At 74.6% G+C, this 17,683-nt stretch carries 15 protein-coding genes; 8 read left to right on the plus strand and 7 right to left on the minus strand.

All coding sequences use genetic code 11. The features are described from left to right. Positions 1-187 precede the first annotated feature (187 nt). From RIF68_RS02470 to RIF68_RS02480, 3 genes are read left to right on the plus strand one after another with little or no spacing between them, the layout of a single operon-like run. On the plus strand, positions 188-1,207 hold the full coding sequence (locus RIF68_RS02470) for a MoxR family ATPase (RefSeq protein ID WP_309049416.1): 1,020 nt from the start codon (positions 188-190) through the stop codon (positions 1,205-1,207). Continuing rightward, positions 1,207-2,571 (plus strand): DUF58 domain-containing protein, encoded by a 1,365-nt coding sequence (locus RIF68_RS02475; protein ID WP_309049417.1) that lies wholly within the window; start codon positions 1,207-1,209, stop codon positions 2,569-2,571. Before RIF68_RS02470 ends, RIF68_RS02475 begins: the two co-directional genes overlap by 1 nt. Further along, complete coding sequence (locus RIF68_RS02480; RefSeq protein WP_309049418.1) at positions 2,568-4,994, plus strand: DUF3488 and transglutaminase-like domain-containing protein; 2,427 nt, start codon at positions 2,568-2,570, stop codon at positions 4,992-4,994. The genes RIF68_RS02475 and RIF68_RS02480 overlap by 4 nt, the downstream gene beginning before the upstream one ends. A 329-nt stretch (positions 4,995-5,323) precedes the next feature. On the opposite strand, the gene RIF68_RS02485 is transcribed toward RIF68_RS02480, so the two are convergent. The 5 genes from RIF68_RS02485 to RIF68_RS02505 all read right to left on the minus strand — a co-directional run bounded on the left by RIF68_RS02485 (position 5,324) and on the right by RIF68_RS02505 (position 9,461). Then, positions 5,324-5,728: a DUF3040 domain-containing protein gene (locus RIF68_RS02485; protein ID WP_309049419.1), complete on the minus strand. Its 405-nt coding sequence runs from the start codon at positions 5,726-5,728 to the stop codon at positions 5,324-5,326. Between the two features lie 293 nt (positions 5,729-6,021). Beyond that, a complete protein-coding gene (locus RIF68_RS02490) occupies positions 6,022-6,810 on the minus strand; it encodes a methyltransferase (protein WP_309049420.1) in 789 nt (262 codons plus the stop codon). Positions 6,811-6,876: 66 nt separating this feature from the next. Further along, complete coding sequence (locus RIF68_RS02495; protein ID WP_309049421.1) at positions 6,877-7,407, minus strand: SAV_6107 family HEPN domain-containing protein; 531 nt, start codon at positions 7,405-7,407, stop codon at positions 6,877-6,879. 155 nt (positions 7,408-7,562) lie between these two features. After that, the gene (locus RIF68_RS02500; RefSeq protein WP_309049422.1) at positions 7,563-8,786 is read right to left on the minus strand and encodes an MFS transporter; all 1,224 of its coding nucleotides are present in this window, start codon (positions 8,784-8,786) and stop codon (positions 7,563-7,565) included. Between the two features lie 78 nt (positions 8,787-8,864). Continuing rightward, entirely contained in the window at positions 8,865-9,461 is a 597-nt protein-coding gene (locus RIF68_RS02505; RefSeq protein ID WP_309049423.1) for a helix-turn-helix domain-containing protein, read from the minus strand. Between the two features lie 131 nt (positions 9,462-9,592). On the opposite strand from RIF68_RS02505, the gene RIF68_RS02510 reads away from it, so the two are divergent. The 5 genes from RIF68_RS02510 to RIF68_RS02530 all read left to right on the plus strand — a co-directional run bounded on the left by RIF68_RS02510 (position 9,593) and on the right by RIF68_RS02530 (position 15,936). Next, complete coding sequence (locus RIF68_RS02510) at positions 9,593-10,630, plus strand: ATP-binding cassette domain-containing protein (RefSeq protein WP_309049424.1); 1,038 nt, start codon at positions 9,593-9,595, stop codon at positions 10,628-10,630. Then, complete coding sequence (locus tag RIF68_RS02515; protein WP_309049425.1) at positions 10,602-12,689, plus strand: YhgE/Pip domain-containing protein; 2,088 nt, start codon at positions 10,602-10,604, stop codon at positions 12,687-12,689. Before RIF68_RS02510 ends, RIF68_RS02515 begins: the two co-directional genes overlap by 29 nt. Before the next feature lie 59 nt (positions 12,690-12,748). After that, positions 12,749-13,357, plus strand: a complete 609-nt coding sequence (locus tag RIF68_RS02520; RefSeq protein WP_309049426.1) for a helix-turn-helix domain-containing protein — start codon at positions 12,749-12,751, stop codon at positions 13,355-13,357. 435 nt (positions 13,358-13,792) lie between these two features. After that, the gene (locus RIF68_RS02525; protein WP_309049427.1) at positions 13,793-14,431 is read left to right on the plus strand and encodes a DUF4126 domain-containing protein; all 639 of its coding nucleotides are present in this window, start codon (positions 13,793-13,795) and stop codon (positions 14,429-14,431) included. Positions 14,432-14,499: 68 nt separating this feature from the next. Continuing rightward, positions 14,500-15,936: an NAD(P)/FAD-dependent oxidoreductase gene (locus RIF68_RS02530; RefSeq protein WP_309049428.1), complete on the plus strand. Its 1,437-nt coding sequence runs from the start codon at positions 14,500-14,502 to the stop codon at positions 15,934-15,936. 34 nt (positions 15,937-15,970) lie between these two features. Here the strand turns inward: RIF68_RS02530 and RIF68_RS02535 are convergent, their stop codons facing one another. Together RIF68_RS02535 and RIF68_RS02540 are read right to left on the minus strand one after the other, a co-directional pair. Next, complete coding sequence (locus tag RIF68_RS02535; protein WP_309049429.1) at positions 15,971-16,867, minus strand: hypothetical protein; 897 nt, start codon at positions 16,865-16,867, stop codon at positions 15,971-15,973. A gap of 54 nt (positions 16,868-16,921) precedes the next feature. Beyond that, positions 16,922-17,683: methylenetetrahydrofolate reductase (locus RIF68_RS02540; RefSeq protein WP_309049430.1), on the minus strand; the 762-nt coding region annotated here is incomplete at its 5' end.

The following is a 17,683-nucleotide window of genomic DNA, read 5'->3' on the forward strand; positions in this document are numbered from 1 at the left end:
CGGCCGACCAGGCGTAACGCCCGCGAAACCGGCGCAAACCCCGGCATCTCCTCCGCACTTGTCCACAGGCGAGTGACACAACCCGGCCACGCCAACAAGAATGCTCGGGTGACACCCCCCGCAGACCGCCCGGACGGGCTCCGGCGGGGGCAGGTGTCGGTGTTCCTGCAAGGCCGAGGAGGGCCGGGTGACGACCTATGACGATCGAGCGAGCCTCACTGATCTGACCACCACCGCGGAGCGTGTCCGCAGATCGGTGGAGAGTGTGATCGAGGGCAAGCCCGAGGTCGTACGGCTCTCGCTGACCGTACTGCTCGCCGAGGGGCACCTCCTCATCGAGGACGTCCCCGGCGTCGGCAAGACCATGCTCGCCAAGACGCTGGCCCGGTCCATCGACTGTTCGGTGCGCCGCATCCAGTTCACGCCCGACCTGCTGCCCTCGGACGTGACGGGCGTGTCGATCTTCGACCAGCAGCGGCGGGACTTCGAGTTCAAGCCGGGCGCGATCTTCGCCCAGGTCGTCATCGGCGACGAGATCAACCGCGCCTCGCCGAAGACGCAGTCCGCGCTCCTGGAGTCCATGGAGGAGCGGCAGGTGACCGTGGACGGGCAGACGTACGAGCTGCCGAGCCCGTTCATGGTCGTCGCCACCCAGAACCCGGTGGAGATGGAGGGCACCTATCCGCTGCCCGAGGCGCAGCGGGACCGGTTCATGGCCCGGGTGTCCATCGGCTACCCGAGCCCGGAGGCCGAGCTGCAGATGCTCGACGTGCACGGCTCGGTCTCCCCGCTGGACGACCTCCGGCCGGTCGCGCACGCGCACGACGTGCTGAAGCTGATCGAGGCGGTGCGCGCGGTGCACGTGGCCGACGCCGTGCGCCGGTACGCCGTCGACATCGTCTCCGCCACCCGCACCCACCCCGACCTGCGGCTGGGCGCCTCCCCGCGGGCCACGCTCCACCTGCTGCGGGCCGCCAAGGCCTCGGCGGCCCTGTCCGGACGCGAGTACGTGCTGCCCGACGACCTGCAGGCGCTCGCCGTGCCGGTCCTGGCGCACCGGCTCCTGCCGACGGCGCAGGCGCAGCTGAACCGCCGTACCTCCGAGCAGGTCGTCCTCGACATCCTCCAGCGCACCCCCGTCCCGGCCACGGCCCCGCCGGCCGCGCCCGGCTTCGGGCAGCCGCAGCCCGGCGCCCGGCGGCTGTGATGACGACCGCTGCCGTGCGCGCCGGGCAGCGGGACGAGGACGACCGGGGCGGGCTGCGGGCCTCCTTCGGCGGTCTGACCACCCGCGGCCGGTCCTTCCTCGCCGCCGGGGTGGCCGCCGCCGTCTGCGCGTACGTCCTCGGCCAGGCCGACCTGCTGCGGGTGGGGCTGCTCCTCGCCGTGCTGCCGGTCCTCTGCGTCCTGGTGCTGCACCGCACCCGCTACCGGGTCGCGACCTCGCGGCGGCTGACGCCCCAGCGGGTGGCGGCCGGTTCCGAGGCCCGGGTGCAGCTGCGGATGGAGAACGCCTCGAAGCTGCCCACCGGCCTGCTCATGCTCCAGGACCACGTGCCGTACACGCTGGGGTCCCGCCCCCGCTTCGTCCTGGACCGGGTCGAGGCGGGCGGGCGGCGCGAGGTGTCGTACCGGGTCCGCTCCGACCTGCGCGGCCGGTTCCCGCTCGGCCCGCTCCAGCTGCGGCTCGGCGACCCCTTCGGGATGTGCGAGCTGACCCGCTCCTTCAGCGCGTACGACACCCTCACCGTCGTACCCCGGACGGAACCACTGCCTCCGGTGGCGCTCTCCGGGGAGGCGGTGGGACAGGGCGAGGGCCGGCGGCGTTCGCTGGCGCTCGCCGGGGACGACGACGTCATCCCGCGCGCCTACCGGCACGGTGACGACCTGCGCCGGGTGCACTGGCGCTCCACCGCCCGCTACGGCGAGCTGATGGTGCGCGGCGAGGAGCAGCCGCAGCGCGCCCGGTGCACGGTGCTCCTGGACACCCGCCAGGTCGCCTACCGGGGCGCGGGGCCCGACGCGGCCTTCGAGTGGGCGGTGTCCGGGGCGGCCTCCGTCCTGACGCACATGCTGGAGCGCGGGTACGCCGTCCGGCTGGTCACGGACACCGGCAGCTCCGCGCCCGGCGACGGCGGGGACGGCTTCGGCGGTTCCGGGCAGGACGCGGCGGAAGCGGCCGGGCTCATGATGGACACCCTCGCGGTCGTGGGCCACTCCGAGGGCGCCGGACTGTCCCGCGCCTCGGAGGCGCTGCGCTCCGGCGAGGGGCTCCTGGTCGCCTTCCTCGGCGACCTCGACGAACGGCAGGCGGCTCTGGTGGGGCGGATGCGGGCGCGCGCCGGCGCGGCCGTCGCGTTCGTCCTCGACTCCGGCAGCTGGCAGGCGTACGGCTCCGGCGGCGGTACGCCGCCCGGGACCGGCGAGGCGGCCCGGGACCGGCTGCGGCAGCTGCGCGAGGCGGGCTGGACGGCGGTCGCCGTGCCGCCGGGGGCGCGGATCGCCGAGGTGTGGCGGAAAGCGGCCGGGGGCCGCCCCGAGACGGCGCAGAGCTACGGGGGTCGGTCATGAGCGGGCGTACGCGCCTCACGCCGGCCGCCTGGGCCGCCACCCTCACGGCGGCCGGGGCGCTCCTTCCGCTGGTGCGGCCGGTGACCTGGATCTTCACGGCGGCCCTGGTGCTCGGCCTGGTCAGCGGGGCGGGCGTGCTGGCGCGCCGGGTGCCGCTGGCCCGGCCGCTGACGGTCACCGCGCAGGCGGTCGTCGCGCTGCTGGCGCTGACCGTGGCCTTCGCCCGCGAGCAGGCCCTGCTGGGGGTGATCCCCGGGCCGGAGGTCTTCGCGCACGCCGTGGAGCTGTTCCGGTCGGGCGCCGAGGACGTCGGGCGGTACGCGGCCCCGGCACCGGACACCGAGGGCATCCGGCTGATGCTGGTGGGCGGTGTGGTGGTGATCGGGCTCCTGGTGGACGCCCTCGCCGTCACCTTCCGGCGGGCCGCCCCGGCGGGCCTGCCGCTGCTGGCGCTGTACTCGGTGGCCGCGGGGCTCTCCGGCGGCGGGGCCGGGCACCTGTGGTTCCTGCTGGCCGCCTCGGGCTATCTGCTGCTGCTCCTCGCGGAGAGCCGCGACCGGCTCTCCCAGTGGGGGCGGGTCTTCGGCGGTCCGCAACGGCCCGGCCGGCGGACGGCGCCGGCCTCCGGTGGCGGCCCGGCGTTCGCGCCGGTGCGGACCGGGCGGCGGATCGGGGCCGTGGCGATGGGGCTCGCCCTCGCGGTGCCGCTGGTGCTGCCCGGCCTCGGCGGCGGTCTGCTCGGCGGCGCCGGTGAGGGGGCCGGTTCGGGTGACGGGCAGGGCGGCACCATCTCGGCGGTCAACCCGCTGGTCGCCCTCCAGGACAACCTGCGCCAGCCGCAGGACCGGGAGGTCCTGCGCTACCGGACCAACAGCCGTGACATCGGCGACCTGTACCTGCGGCTGGTCTCGCTCGACCAGTTCGACGGGGCCTCGTGGAAGTCGTCGGTCCGCCCGATCGAGGACGTGCCGCGGCTGCTGCCCTTCCCCGAGGGGCTCGCCCAGGGTGTGCCGTCGACCGAGGTGACGACCAACTTCGTCGCCTCGGAGGCGTACCGGGACAAGTGGCTGCCGATGCCGTACCCGGTGGCGAAGATCGACATCGACGGGCGGTGGCGGTACGAGCCGGCCGGCCGGACGATCGTCGGCGACAACAAGCAGACCACCGGTGGCGTCCGCTACCAGGTGACCAGCCTCGACGTGCGGCCGACGGCGGACCTGCTGGCCGGGGCCGGTGCCGCGCCGGAGAAGCTGCGCCGGGAGTACACCAAGGTGCCCGAGTCGCTGCCGGCCGACGTGCGGGCGACGGCGCTGCGGATCACCCGGGGCGCGCGGAGCGACTACGAGCAGGCGGTGAAGCTCCAGGAGTGGTTCGCGCGGGACGGCGGCTTCCGGTACGAGGTGAACGTCGACTCCGGGACCGGGGTGCAGGCGATCTCCCGCTTCCTCCGCGACAAGCAGGGCTTCTGCGTCCACTTCTCCTTCTCCATGGCGGCGATGGCCCGCACCCTGGGCATCCCCGCGCGGGTGGCCGTCGGCTTCATGCCCGGCACCCCGCAGAGCGACGGCTCCGTCTCGGTCGGCATCCGGGACGCGCACGCCTGGCCCGAGCTGTACTTCGAGGGCGTGGGCTGGACCCGGTTCGAGCCGACGCCGTCGCGGGGCTCGGCCCCCGACTACACCCGGCCCGAGAGGCCGTCGGGCACGGCGACCGACGTGCCGCAGCCGCGGCAGAGCGCCTCGGAGCGGCCGTCGGTCGCGCCGAGCGCCTCGGAGAGCTGCCCGGCGCAGCTGCGCCGCCTGGGCGAGTGCGGCCCGGACGTGGCGGCCGGAGCCGCTTCCCCGGGCGGTGGCGGTACGGACTGGTGGGACGGGGTCCTGATCGGCGCCGCGGTCCTGCTGGTTCTGGCGCTGCCCCTGCTGCCGGCGCTCTGGCGCGCGCGCCTGCGGGCGCACCGGCTCGGGGGGTCGGGGGCTCGGGATCCCTCGGCGGTGGCGGCACGGACGCTGGCGGTCTGGGCGGAGGTCAACGACACCGCCTGGGACTACGGGATCGAGCCGGACGAGTCGCGCACCCCGCGGGGCACGGCGGCGCGGATCGTCTCCCGGGGCGAGCTGGCGGGCGAGGCCGCCGAGGCGGTGCACCGCGTGGCGGGGGCCGTGGAGGAGACCCTCTACGCCCCGTCGCCCCGCCCCACGCCGGGTCTCTCGGAGGACGCGGCCCGCGTCCGCGCCGCCTTCCACGCCGCGGCCGGCCGGCGCGCCCGCGCCCGCGCGCTCCTGGCCCCGCGCTCGGCGGCCCGTCTGCGGTGGGCCCTGGCCGAACGCCGGGCGGGGGTCTCGACGGCCTGGTCGACCCGCCGGGACGCGGCCGTGGCGGCCCCGCTCGCGCTGCTGCGCCGCGGGTCCCGCGAGGCCGGCTGAGAGCGGGGCGGGCGGGGGCCCGCGGGGGGCGTCGTGGCCCGCGGGTCACGACGCGCGGCGGCGCCGTGAATCGTGCCCGCGCAGGGCCCCCGGGCGCCCGCCCCGGGCCCCGCCAGGCCGGTCCGGTCCGGCTCGACGCCCGGGACGGACGGCGGTCCGTCCCGGGAACCGCCGGGCGAGCCGTCTCCCCTCCGACCGGGCTCGCCGTGCCGCGGGCCCGGGTGCGCTCGGCCGGAAAAACACGTCGAGCCCCGTGGGCCTCGCGCCGGACGGCGCGGGAGCCACGGGGCTCGAGGTGCTGGGGTGCGGGGCTGCCGCTCAGGGGGGCGTCAGTGGCCGCCGCCCTGCTGTTCGTCACGGCGGCGCTGCCACCGCTCCTCGATACGGTTCATCATGGAGCGTCGCTGCCGGGTCTGACGGCCTCCGGCCGCCACTCCTCCACCGGCCTGCTGCTCACCCGGCTTGGGCGCCTTGCGCCATCCGGTGACCGCCAGGACCGCGCAGCCCAGCATGACGAGGAATCCCACCACGCTGATCCAGATCTGCTGTGCGACCATTCCGGCCATGAGGAGCGCGATACCCACCAGGAAGCCGGCGACTGCCTGGTAGACCCGTCGCCGGGTGTACGTACGCAGTCCGCTTCCCTCGAGCGCTGTCGCGAACTTGGGATCTTCGGCGTACAGCGCTCGCTCCATCTGCTCGAGCATTCGCTGCTCGTGCTCCGAGAGCGGCACGGAGTCCTCCTAGTCGTCGGTCGCGGGGGCGACCGGTATGCGGCCCTTTCAGGATAGGCAGGGAATCGCCCCCGTGAAACCCGCCCACAATGCCGAAAAGCCAATCCGGGCCGCCATGCGGATCGGTTGCTGAAGCGTTGATTCCCCAGCCCCTTGTCCGTCATGCCGGATGGTGTGCCTCGATCATACGGGGCCGGACCCCTGATCGGGCGGCCTGTGGCGTACTCCTCGCGGGGGCGGCGCCCCCACCGCCGGACGGGTGCCCGTCCGGCGGCGGCAACGAGGGTCCGGGGTCAGGCCTGCTTCTCGCCGAGGAGGTGGAGCTGAGTGGCGATGGCGTGGAAGGAGGGCAGCTCGGCCGCGGCGGCCTCCAGCTTGAGCAGGGCCTCCGTCGCGCCGGGCTCGGTGTCGACGAGGACGCCGGGGACCAGGTCGGCGAAGACCCGGACGCCGTGGACGGCGCCGACGCTCAGCCCGGCCTCGGCGGCCAGCTCGGTGAGCTGATCGGCGGTGAAGCGCCGGGGCACGGGGTCACCGGCGCCCCAGCGGCCGGCCGGGTCGGCGAGCGCGGTCCGGGCCTCGGTGAAGTGGCCGGCGAGGGCGCGGGCGAGGACGGCACCGCCGAGTCCGGCGGCGAGCAGGCTGAGGCTGCCGCCGGGCCGGAGCGCGGCGGCCGCGTTCCGTACGCCCTCGGCGGGGTCGTCCACGTACTCGAGGACGCCGTGGCAGAGCACCGCGTCGTAGCCCTCGCGCCCGACCACGTCGAAAAGGCCGCGAATGTCGCCCTGGACGCCGGTGACCCGGTCGGCGACCCCGGCCTCGGCGGCCCGGCGCTCCAGCGCGAAGAGGGCGTTGGGGCTGGGGTCCACGACGGTGACCCGGTGCCCGAGGCGGGCCACCGGCACCGCGAAGTTGCCGGAGCCGCCGCCGGTGTCGAGGACATCGAGGCTGTCCTTCCCGGTGGCCTTGGCACGGCGGTCCAGGGCGTCCTGGAGGACGTCCCAGACGACGGCGGTCCGCAGAGAGGCGCGCGAGGGGCGCGACGACGCCTCTCGGCCGAAGACAGGGGAAGGGTCCGGCACGGCTTTTGACTCCTCGGTGACGGGTACGGACGTCCCCACCCTATGGCCTCGGCCGTCCTCGGTGGATCATCCGGCCGCCTCGCCGGGGGCGCCCTGGCGGGGCAGCACCGGCCGGAGCGCGAGGAGCCGCTCGACCAGGCGGAGGAAGTGGGCGGCGTCCCTGAGCAGGTCGTCGGCGTCGCGCCGGCCGACGGCGGTGGCGATGCCGGCCTCGGCGCGGGCGCGCCGCTCGGCGCCGGAGGCGAAGAGGGCGCTCCACTCGGTGAGCTCGGGCGCGAGTTCGGGGAGCAGTTCCCAGGCGCTCCGTATGCGCTGCCGCTTGCGGGCGGCCGGGGGCTGGGGCCTGGCCCGGGCGGCGAGCACCGCGGCGGCTGCCCGCAGGGCGGCGAGGTGCGCGGTGGCGTACCGCTCGTGGGGCCGGTCGAGGGCGGCGGCCTCGGCGAGCCCCGCGCGGGCCTTGGCGAGCAGGTCGAGGGCGGCGGGCGGGGCGGAGTCGCGGCGGGACACGGGGTGGACGTCGGACGCGGGTCCGAGCTGTGCGGGGGCAGGGTGGCCGCTCGGGCGGCGCCGGGACGCGGCAGCGGAAGGGCTGGCCATGACGAGCCTCCTGTCGTCGTGTGACGGCGCTGTGGCCGTATGTGCCCATCGTGCAACCCCCCACTGACAATCACCCTGACCTGCGCTTTTCGGGCGAACGGCACCGGGGGCGGGGCGCCCGTGCCGCCCCCGGTGCCGTTCGCCCGGCTGGCGCGTCAGGCCTCACCGAACGTGGTGACGCTCACCGGGACCGGAGCGTCCGCGGCGGCACCGGGACCGGAGGGCCGCACGGCCTCCGCCCGCCCGCGGCGACCGCCTTCGGGAAGAAGGGTGAGCAGGCCCAGCACCGCCAGGGCGGCGCCGAGCCAGAGCGGCGCGCGCAGGCCGAAGTGCGCGACGAAGACCCCGCCCAGGAAGGACCCGAGGATCACGCCGAGGGTGATGAAGGAGGAGTGGACGGTGTTGACCAGGGGGCCGGAGTTTCCGGTGCGCTGGACGCGGAGCGCCATCGCCGGGTTCATGGTGACCCCGACCAGGCCGACGCCCACCATGAGGGCCACGGCCGCGGCCCCCACGTCGGCGAGGAGGGCGAAGGCCGCCAGGAACAGGACGTTGAGCCCGAGGCCGGCGGCCTGGACCGCGACGGTGTGCCGGTCGGCGAGCCGGCCGACGGCGGTGTTGCCGATGACGGTGGCGGCTCCGTAGGCGATCAGCAGGAGCGGGACGGTGCTCGCGTCGAAACCGCTGACCTCGGTGAGGATCGGGGTGAAGTAGCTGAAGGCGGCGAAGGTGGCACCGATGATGAAGGTGCTCGTGGAGAGCACCAGCCACAGCCGTGGCTTCCGGAAGACCCGGATCTCCTCGCGGACGGTTCCGGTGGTGCCGGCGGGCCGGTCGAGCCTCGGCACGCCGGCGGCGGTGACGAGGGCGGCGATCAGGGCGAGCGCCGTGATGGCCCAGAAGGCGGCGCGCCAGCCCAGACGGCCCCCGACGAAGGTGGCCATGGGCAGGCCGAGGAGGGTGCCGAGCATGAGGCCGTTCATGACCACGGCGATGGCCCGGCCGCGGATCTCCTGGCGGGTGAGGGCGGAGCAGACGGAGATGGCGACGCCGAAGAACGCCTGGGAGGCGACGCCGGTGATGACGCGGGCGGTCAGCATGGCGCCGTAGCCGGTCGCGGTCGCCGCCAGCGCGTTGCCGGCGAGGAAGACGGCGAACAGGACGAGCAGCGCGGGCTTGGGCCGCAGTTTCATGACGGCGACGGTCAGGAAGGGGCCGCCGACGGCCATGGCGACGGCGAAGGCGGTGATGAGGTAGCCGATCTGCGGGATGGTCACCTGCAGGCCCTCCGCCATGGGAGGCATGAGACCGGCGACGGCGAACTCGCTGGTCACCATGGCGAAGATGCCGAGGGCCAGCACGTACACGGCACGTGGCATGGTGTCACCCTTCGTTTTGGATAGTTCAGTACAAAATCCGGACAGGAGTCAGGGCCGACGGGCCCGGGGCGGCAGCCGTCAGGGGGCGAGCGCGTCCAGGGCGGCCTCGGCGACCGCCTCGAGCGTGGCGCGGTCGGCCCCGTTCTGGGCGGAGACGCGCATACCGGCGATGACCGCGTTGAGGTAGGACGCGTACGCGGCCGCCTCGCGCGCCCGGGACACCTCCCCGGCACGCTGCCCGGCCGCGAGGGCGCCGCTCAGGTCGGCGTGCCGCCGCTCCAGGTCACGCCGGAGGAGTGCGCCGACCTCGGGGTCCCGACCCGCCAGCTCCGCACTGCTGTTGACGCCGAAGCAGCCGATCCCCCGGCCCTCTCGGCGGTTGGCCTCCTCCGTGTCGACGACGGAGGCGAGAAGGTCCCGCAGGCGGGCGCCCACCGGCCGGGCCGGATCGTCCAGGAGCCGGGCCTGACGGTCGGCCATCGCGTCGAGATAGCGCGCCAGCGCCCGTACGAACAGGGCGTGCTTGCTGGAGAAGGTGTTGTAGATGCTGCTGCGGCCGAGGCCGGTGGCCTCGCACAACTCCTGGGTGGAGGTGGCCTCGTACCCGTTCTCCCAGAAGAGGCGCAGGGCCCCGTCCAGGGCGCGGTCCTCGTCGAACATCCTCGGTCGTGCCATGACGGCACGTTAGCACGTTTTGGATTGATCGATCCAAAATCATTTCCGGGCGGGCGGCGCGGAGCAACCACGGGCCGCGTGCTAGCTTTTGCACTGACCAGTCAGTTCAAAAAGGAACGGGGGGTGGGTCCGTGGGAGCGGAAGCCGACGGGCGGCCGCACGGCGCCGCCGTCGTCGCGGACGGATTCGGACTGAAGGGCCCGCGTGGCTGGGTGTTCCGCGGGGTCTCCTTCCGCGCGGACGCCGGGACGCTGATCGCGGTCGAGGGGCCGTCCGGCAGTGGCCGGACCTCCCTTCTACTGGCCCTGACCGGCCGGATGAGGTCCAAGGAGGGCGGCGCCGAGGTCGGCGGGCTCCCCCTGCCGCGCAAGATGGCGGCGGTGCGCCGGATCACCGCGCTCGCCCACGTCCCCGGCGTCAGCGAACTCGACCCGGCCTTCACGGTCGCCGAGCACCTGCGCGAACGGGTGCTGCTCCAGCGCCGCTTCGACGGTTCCGTACGAGCCCTCCTGCGGCGCCCCTCGGAGCGGGCGGCCGAGGCGCGGGCCCGCATCGACGCGGCCCTGACCGCCGCCGGCCTGGACCTGGATTCCCTGCCGAAGGGCGAGCGGACGTCCGTACGCGATCTGGAACGGCTGGAGGCGCTGCGCCTGTCCGTGGCCCTGGCCCTCATCGGCCGGCCCCGGCTGCTCGGCGTCGACGACGCGGACCTGAAGCTGTCGAACGCGGACCGCACGGAGGCCTGGGCCCTGCTGCGGTCCGTGGCCGAGGCCGGGACGACCGTTCTCGCCGTGTGCAGCGAGGCGCCCGCGGACGCCCTGCGGATCACCACCGTGGCGGCGACCGGACCCGACCCGGCCGATGCGCCGGTCACGCCCGGCGGAGTCACGAGGTCCGCGAGGACCGGCACGGCCCCGGCCGAGAAGCCGGAGAAGGCCGAGAAGCCGGAGAAGGCCGGGAAGGCCGGAACGGCCGGTACGTCACCGACGGCCGAAAAGGCGGGGAAGGCCGACGCGACCGGCACCGAGGCAGGGACCGAGGCAACGCCCGAGGCCGAGGCCACGGACGACGCCCAGGACCCCGCCGAACCGAACGAACCCACCGGCCCGGACGCCGGCGAGAACGAGGAGGGGGCGGCCGATGCGCTCGCCGAAACTGGCCGCGCTTGAGCTGAAGCGCTTCGGCAGGGGCAAGCTGCCGCGCGCCGCGCTCGTCGCGATCCTGCTGCTGCCGCTGCTCTACGGCGCCCTGTACCTGTACTCCTTCTGGGACCCGTACAGCCGGCTCGACAAGATCCCCGTCGCCCTCGTCAACGAGGACCGGGGTGCCACCACCGACGGCAAGCAGGTCAACGCCGGTGACGACATCACCGAGGGCCTCCTGGAGAGCCAGACCTTCGAGTGGCACCGGGTGAGCGACGCCGAGGCCCGCGAGGGCGTCGAGGAGGGCCGCTACTACCTCTCGCTCACCATGCCCGCCGACTTCAGCGCGCGCATCGCCTCCAGTTCCGGTGACGCGCCCGAGACCGGCGCGCTCCAGGTCCGGACGAACGACGCGAACAACTACATCGTCGGCCAGATCTCCCGGACGGTCTTCTCCGAGGTGCGCACGGCCGCCTCCACGAAGTCCTCGCGGACCTTCCTCGACAAGATCTTCATCTCCTTCTCGGACATCCACGACGCCACCGCCAAGGCGGCGAAGGGCGCCGCCGACCTCAAGAAGGGGGTCGACAAGGCGAAGAAGGGCTCGGAGGACCTCGCCGAGGGCCTCAGGACGGCGAAGAAGGGAAGCGGCGACCTGGCCGGCGGTCTGAAGAAGCTCGACAAGGGCGCCAAGGACCTGGAGCACGGCTCCCGCAAGGTCGCGGACGGCACGCAGGCGCTGGCCGACAAGGTGAACGGCACCGCCGACAAGGTGCGCCCGTACCTCGCGAACAACGGCAAGTCGATCCGCGACACCGCGCGGCTCGTCTCCGACTCCGCCACGGCCGCCCGCCACGACCTGGAGGACCTGGTCCGGCGCGGCCCCCTCGTCCGCAGCGGCGCGCACAAGGCCGACACCGCCCTGACGGCCTTCCACCGCCAGGAGTGCGAGGTGAAGCCCACCCCGGACACGGCACTGTGCGAGCGGCTGAAGGAGGCCGTGGTCTCCGCCCATGACGTCGCGACCATCGCGGACGACGTGCACGAGCTGACGAAGGACAGCAACGGCGACCTGAAGACGCTGGACGCGCGGCTCGCCACGCTGGTGCGGCAGGCGGACGAGCTCGCCGCCCGCTCCCCCCGGCTCGACCAGGACGTCGCCGACGCCATCCGGAAGATCAACGAGCTGAACGCGGGCGCGCAGAAGGTCGCCGACGGCGCGGACAAGCTGCACACCGGCATCACCGACGCCAAGGCCGGCTCGAACCGTCTGGACTCCGGCATCGGCAAGCTCACCAAGGGCGCGGGCGACCTGGACGGCGGTCTGTTCAAGCTGGCCGACGGCTCCGGCGACCTCGCCGTCGGGCTCCACGACGGCGTGGAGAAGATCCCCGACTACGACAAGCCCGACCGCGACCGGCGTACGGAGGTCATGGCCGACCCCGTCAAGCTCGCCGCGCAGTCCCTGCACAAGGCGCCGAACTACGGCACGGGCTTCGCCCCGTACTTCATCCCGCTCTCCCTCTGGGTCGGCGCGATGGTCGCCTACATGATCATCCAGCCGCTGAACCGGCGGGCCCTGGCCGCGGGCGGCTCCGCCTGGCGGATCGCGCTCGCCGGCTGGTTCCCGGTGGCGGCGATCGGCGTCCTGCAGGTCGCGGCCCTGATGTCGGTCCTGCACTGGGGGCTCGGCCTCCAGATGGCCAGGGCGGCCGGCACGGTCGGCTTCCTCGCGCTCGTGACCTGCTGCTTCGCGGCCATCATCCAGTGGCTCAACGCCCGCTTCGGCGCCGCCGGCCGCATCCTGGTCCTGGCCCTGCTCATGCTCCAGCTGACCTCGGCGGGCGGCACGTATCCCGTCCAGACCAGTCCGGGGTTCTTCAACGCCGTCCACCCGTTCCTGCCGATGACCCACGTCGTGGAGGCGCTGCGCCGGCTGATCACGGGCGGCGGCATCGCCCCCGTCTGGGAGGCCTGCGCGGTCCTGGCCGCGTTCACCCTCGGGGCCCTGGCCCTGACGGCGGTCTCCGCCCGCAGGCGGCAGGTCTGGACGCTGGACCGGCTCCACCCGGAGCTCACGCTGTGAGCGCCACGATCGCCCGCGCGGGGGCCACGGCCCCCGCCGGACCTGTGAGAATCGACCCCATGGACAGCAGCAGCACCCGGCGCCAGGCCACCCGCGCCAAGCTCTACGAGGCGGCCGTCACCCTCATCGCGGAGCAGGGGTTCTCCGCGACGACGGTGGACGAGATCGCCGAACGCGCCGGGGTCGCCAAGGGCACGGTCTACTACAACTTCAAGAGCAAGACCGAGTTGTTCGAGGAGCTGCTGCGGCACGGGGTCTCGCTCCTCGCGGCGTCCCTGCGGACGGCCGCCGAGGAGACCTCCGCACGCGGCGGCACCCGGGTCGACGCGCTGGACGCGATGATCCGGGCGGGGCTCGTCTTCATCGACCGCTACCCGGCCTTCACCCAGCTGTACGTGGCCGAGCTCTGGCGCACCAACCGGGCCTGGAACTCCACCCTCCTGGTGGTACGGCAGCAGGCCGTCGCCGTGGTGGAGGGCGTGCTGCGCGAGGGCGTCGAGGCCGGGGAGCTGAGCGAGGAGATCGACGTGCCGCTGACGGCGGCGGCCCTGGTCGGGATGGTGCTGGTCGCGGCGCTCGACTGGCAGGCCTTTCAGCGGGAGCGTTCCCTGGACGACGTGCACGCGGCGCTCTCCCGGCTGCTGCACGGCCGGGTCGGCGGCCGCTGACCGGCGTGACCGGGCGGACCCGTACGGGGAACCCCGCCCGGCCGCCGGCCGACCCGTAGGGGAGAACCCGAGGGCACCCCGGCCCGCCCGCGCGGCGTCCGCCGACCGCCGTGAACCCGGCGCCAGGACGCGAAGAGGCCGGTCCGGCGAGGCTCGATCCCCCCGAGCCCCGTCGTACCGGCCTTCCGCTTTCCCCGTTTCCCCCGTTCCCCCTCCCCCGTTCCGGTCCCCCCGTGCGCATCCCCCGCGCACGTCCCCCGGGGTCCCGGTACCGGCAGGCGCGCGGCCCCGCTCCGCCGCCCCGTGCCGGCGGTGTCGGAGCCGCGCCCCTTCCGTGGGCTCCACTCTCCCGTCCGCCGCCGACGACGCCCATCCGTGTACCTACTCATCTCGCCCCCTAGGTACGGATACTCAGTGCTGGTTACGATCGCGGGCGTGTCCGTACTCCCCCTGGTGTTCACCAGCGGCTGGGCGAGCGGGATCAACGCCTACGCGGTGGTCCTGCTGTTCGGCGTCCTCGGCGCGACCGGGCTGACCGACGAGGTGCCCGAGTCGCTGCAGCGCACCGACGTCCTCGTCGTCGCGGGCGTCCTCTTCCTGTGCGAGGCGGTCGCGGACAAGATCCCGTACGTCGACTCGGCCTGGGACTCCGTGCACACCGTGATCCGGCCGGTCGCGGGCGCCGTCGTGGGGGCCCTGCTGGCCGGCCAGAACGGATCGCTGCCCGAGCTCGCGGCGGGCGCGGTGGGCGGGTCGACGGCGCTGCTGAGCCACCTCGTCAAGGCCGGGACGCGGATGGCGGTCAACACCTCGCCGGAGCCCGTCTCCAACATCACCCTCAGCCTGGCCGAGGACCTCGGCGTGGCCGGGATCATCACCTTCGCCGTCTTCCACCCGGTGGCGGCGGCCGTCGTCGCGGCCGTGCTGCTCGTCCTCGGCCTGGCGGCGCTGGTCCTCCTCGCGCGCCGGATCCGCCGCTTCCTGCGCCGGCGGGCGCAGCGCCGCGAGGAGCGCCGGCTCGTGTCCTCCGGGGCGCGCCGGCGACCACCCGGAGGGAACGGCACCGGCCGCTGAACGCCGGGCCGTCCCGGTGCCCGTCCCGGCCTCCGGGCCCGGTCGGGGCGCCGGATAGGGTCGCTGACATGGCACGGATTGTGGTGATCGGCGCCGGGCTCGGCGCCATGGCGGCGGCGGCCCGGCTGGCCGTGGCGGGCCACCGGGTGACGGTGTACGAGCGGGCGGACACGTACGGCGGGGCGGTCGGACGGTTCGAGCGGGACGGGTTCTCCTTCGACACCGGGCCGGGACTGCTGCACCTGCCCGCCGTCTACCGGGACCTGTTCGTGAAGACCGGCAAGGAGCCGCTGGAGGAGTGCGTCACGCTGACGCAGGTCGACCCGGCGGCCCGGCACGTCTTCGCGGACGGCACCCGGGTCGACCTGCCGAACGCCTCCCGGGCCGGGACGGTCGCCGCCCTCGACGCGGCGCTCGGGACGGGCGCGGGCGAACGCTGGGGCGACTTCCTGGTACGGGCCCGCGAGGCCTGGGACCGGACCCGGCGCCCGCTCCTGGAGGAGCCGCAGCCCGCCGACCCCGCCCCCCTGGCCCGCGAACCGTATCCGGCCCTCCGGACGGGCCTCCTGCGCCGGCCGGCCACGACGCTCGCCGGCATCGGCTCCCGCGAGCTGCGCGACCCGCGCCTCGCGGCCCTGCTCGACGCCTACGCCTGGTCGTACGGCTTCGATCCGGCCACCGCTCCCGCCTCCGCGGCGGTCCTGCCGTACATGGAGCAGACCTTCGGGAGCTGGTACGTGGGCGGTGGCCTGCGGGCGCTCGCGGAGGCCGTGTACGAGCGGTGCCGGAAGCGGCGGGTGGAGTTCGTCCTCGGTACGGCGGTGGCGGACGTCCTGGAGAAGGACGGGCGCGCGGCCGGTGTGCGGCTCGCGACGGGTGAGGCGGTGGAGGCCGACCACGTGGTCTCCGGCGCCCCCGTCCCCGCGCTGTACCGCGATCACGTGGTCGCGTGGGAGCGACAGGACGAGGACGTGCCGCGGTACCAGGAGACGGGGACGAGCCGGGTGACGGTCTGCCTGGCCCTGCGCGGGGCGCGGGAGCCGGAGGCCGTGCACCGCACGGTGGTGCACGGCGCGGGCGAGCGGCCGGCGGTGACCGTGCTGCGGCCGGACGACCCGGCGCTGCGGCCCGACGCCGGGCACGAGTCGGTCACGGTCACCGCGACCGTGCGGACCGGCGGCGAGCGGGACTGGGAGGCCTTCGCCGACGCGATGGTGGCGGCGGCCGGACAGGCGGTTCCCGGCCTCGCCGGGCGCCTCCTGTGGCGGCACGTCCGCACCCCGGAGGACGTACGGCGGGACACCGGCTGCGCCGAGGTGCCGGGCCCGGCGCTGGCGGGCGCCGGGGGGCGGCTGCTGCCGGCCGCGAACCTGTCCCCGCTGCCGGGCCTGTACCTGGCGGGCGGCTGGTCGCACCCGGGTGGCGGGCTCGCCCACGCGGGCATGTCCGGCGCGCTGGTCGCGGGCCTCGTCGTGGAGGGCGCGGACTTCCGCGGCTCGCGGTGACCGGGCGGCCTGGTGCGGCCGCCCGGGTGCCGGCTCAGTAGCGGTACGGGGACCGGTCGTCAGGGAGCTGCTGTTCGTAGCCGTACGCCTCCGGGGCGTGCGGCTGCGGCGGCTCGGGCTCGGTGTCGCGCTGCTGGGGGACCCACACGCCGCCGGGCGGCGTGTCGTAGGTGTAGGACGGCGCGTAGGGGTCGCCGTAGTACGGGGTGTACTGCTGAGCGTCCGTGCCCGGGCCGATGTACGGGTCGGAGTAGGCGGCGTACTGCTGCTGTCCGTCGCCGGTGCCGTAGTCGTAGGCGGGCTGCGCGGGGTACTCGGCGGGGAAGCCGTCGTAGCCGCCGTGGCCCGGGAGCCCGTCCGGGCCGTGTGCCGGGGTGTGACCGTCCTGGCCCGGGGCCCCGTAGGCCGCCGCCGGGTCGTACGCGCCCGTGTCGTCGCCGTGGGTGCCACCGCCGGCGGGCGCGTAGACGGCGTACTGGCCCGTCTCGTCGGGGATCGGCAGGGGCTCGTACACCTCGGTGCCCCCCGGCTCGCCGGCCCGCGCCGTCCCGGCCCCCTCCGGGGTGCCGGTCCCGTCCGCGCCCTCACCCTCGCCGTCGTACGAGAGTTCGGTGACCTCCAGGGTCGCCCCGCGTCGCCCGGACCCGCCGGACCTGCGGCGGCGGCTCACGCCGGGGTTGCCGCCGATCGCCCAGCCGGTGGAGAAGCCACGCCGGAAGGAGAGCGTGACGTAGGTCTGGCCGACGGCGAACGCGAGGGCGCCGAGGACGATGACGGGGACCGAGGGCAGCAGCACGCCCACGACCACGCCGAGGAAGCCGGCGAAGGCGAGGAGACGCCAGCGCAGTCGCGCCTTGTACTGGAGGAGCACCTCGCCCAGCAGCCAGAGCGCCACCACACCGAACGCGATGTAGAGGACCGTCCACCCCATGCCCCGCCGCCCCTCTCCACGGTCACCGCCGCGGGTCGGGGCGGGTACGACCGGTCACGACTGCTGGTGCAGTCCGAGATTCTCGTAGATCTCGAGCGTCGCGGTGGAGCTGTTCAGCGTGATGAAGTGCAGTCCGGGGACACCCTCGGAAAGCAGCCGCGCGCAGAACTCCGTCGCGAACTCGATACCGATGGAGCGTACAGCGGCGGGATCGTCCTTGACGGCGAGGATCCGCTCTTTCACGTCCGCGGGGAAGGCGGCGTTGCTCAGCTCGGGCAGCCGGCCCAGGGTCTTCACGTTCACGACGGGCATGACTTCGGGGATGATCGGGGTGTCACAGCCGGCCTTGGCGACGCGGTCGCGGAGCCGCAGATATTTCTCCGGGTCGAAGAACATCTGGGTGATGGCGTAGTCCGCGCCGGCGCGGCACTTGTCCACGAAGTGCCGGATGTCCGTGTCCCAGTCGGTGGAGCGCGGGTGCATCTCCGGGAAGGCGGCGACGCCCACGCAGAAGTCGCCGGACTCCTTGATGAGCCGGACCAGATCGGCGGCGTAGCGGACGCCCTCGGGGTGCTCGACCCACTCCCCCAGCGGGTCGCCGGCGGGGTCGCCGCGCAGCGCCAGCATGTTGCGGATGCCGGCGTCGGCGTACTGGCCGAGGATGTTGCGCAGTTCCGCGACGGAGTGGTTGACGGCGGTGAGGTGCGCGACCGGGGTGAGCGTGGTGTCGGAGGCGATCTTCTGGGTGGCCTTGACGGTGCCGCCCCGGGTGGTGCCGCCGGCGCCGTAGGTGACGGAGACGAAGCTCGGGCCGAC

Source organism: Streptomyces sp. (assembly GCF_031178505.1).
Lineage (GTDB): Bacteria > Actinomycetota > Actinomycetes > Streptomycetales > Streptomycetaceae > Streptomyces > Streptomyces gulbargensis.

Coding starts and splice junctions, on each gene's coding strand:
- RIF68_RS02475 (WP_309049417.1), top strand. CDS start 1,207: ATGACGACCGCTGCCGTGCGCGCCGGGCAGCGGGACGAGGACGACCGG.
- RIF68_RS02480 (WP_309049418.1), top strand. CDS start 2,568: ATGAGCGGGCGTACGCGCCTCACGCCGGCCGCCTGGGCCGCCACCCTC.
- RIF68_RS02495 (WP_309049421.1), bottom strand. CDS start 7,407: ATGGCCAGCCCTTCCGCTGCCGCGTCCCGGCGCCGCCCGAGCGGCCAC.
- RIF68_RS02500 (WP_309049422.1), bottom strand. CDS start 8,786: ATGCCACGTGCCGTGTACGTGCTGGCCCTCGGCATCTTCGCCATGGTG.
- RIF68_RS02505 (WP_309049423.1), bottom strand. CDS start 9,461: ATGGCACGACCGAGGATGTTCGACGAGGACCGCGCCCTGGACGGGGCC.
- RIF68_RS02515 (WP_309049425.1), top strand. CDS start 10,602: ATGCGCTCGCCGAAACTGGCCGCGCTTGAGCTGAAGCGCTTCGGCAGG.
- RIF68_RS02520 (WP_309049426.1), top strand. CDS start 12,749: ATGGACAGCAGCAGCACCCGGCGCCAGGCCACCCGCGCCAAGCTCTAC.
- RIF68_RS02530 (WP_309049428.1), top strand. CDS start 14,500: ATGGCACGGATTGTGGTGATCGGCGCCGGGCTCGGCGCCATGGCGGCG.
- RIF68_RS02535 (WP_309049429.1), bottom strand. CDS start 16,867: ATGGGGTGGACGGTCCTCTACATCGCGTTCGGTGTGGTGGCGCTCTGG.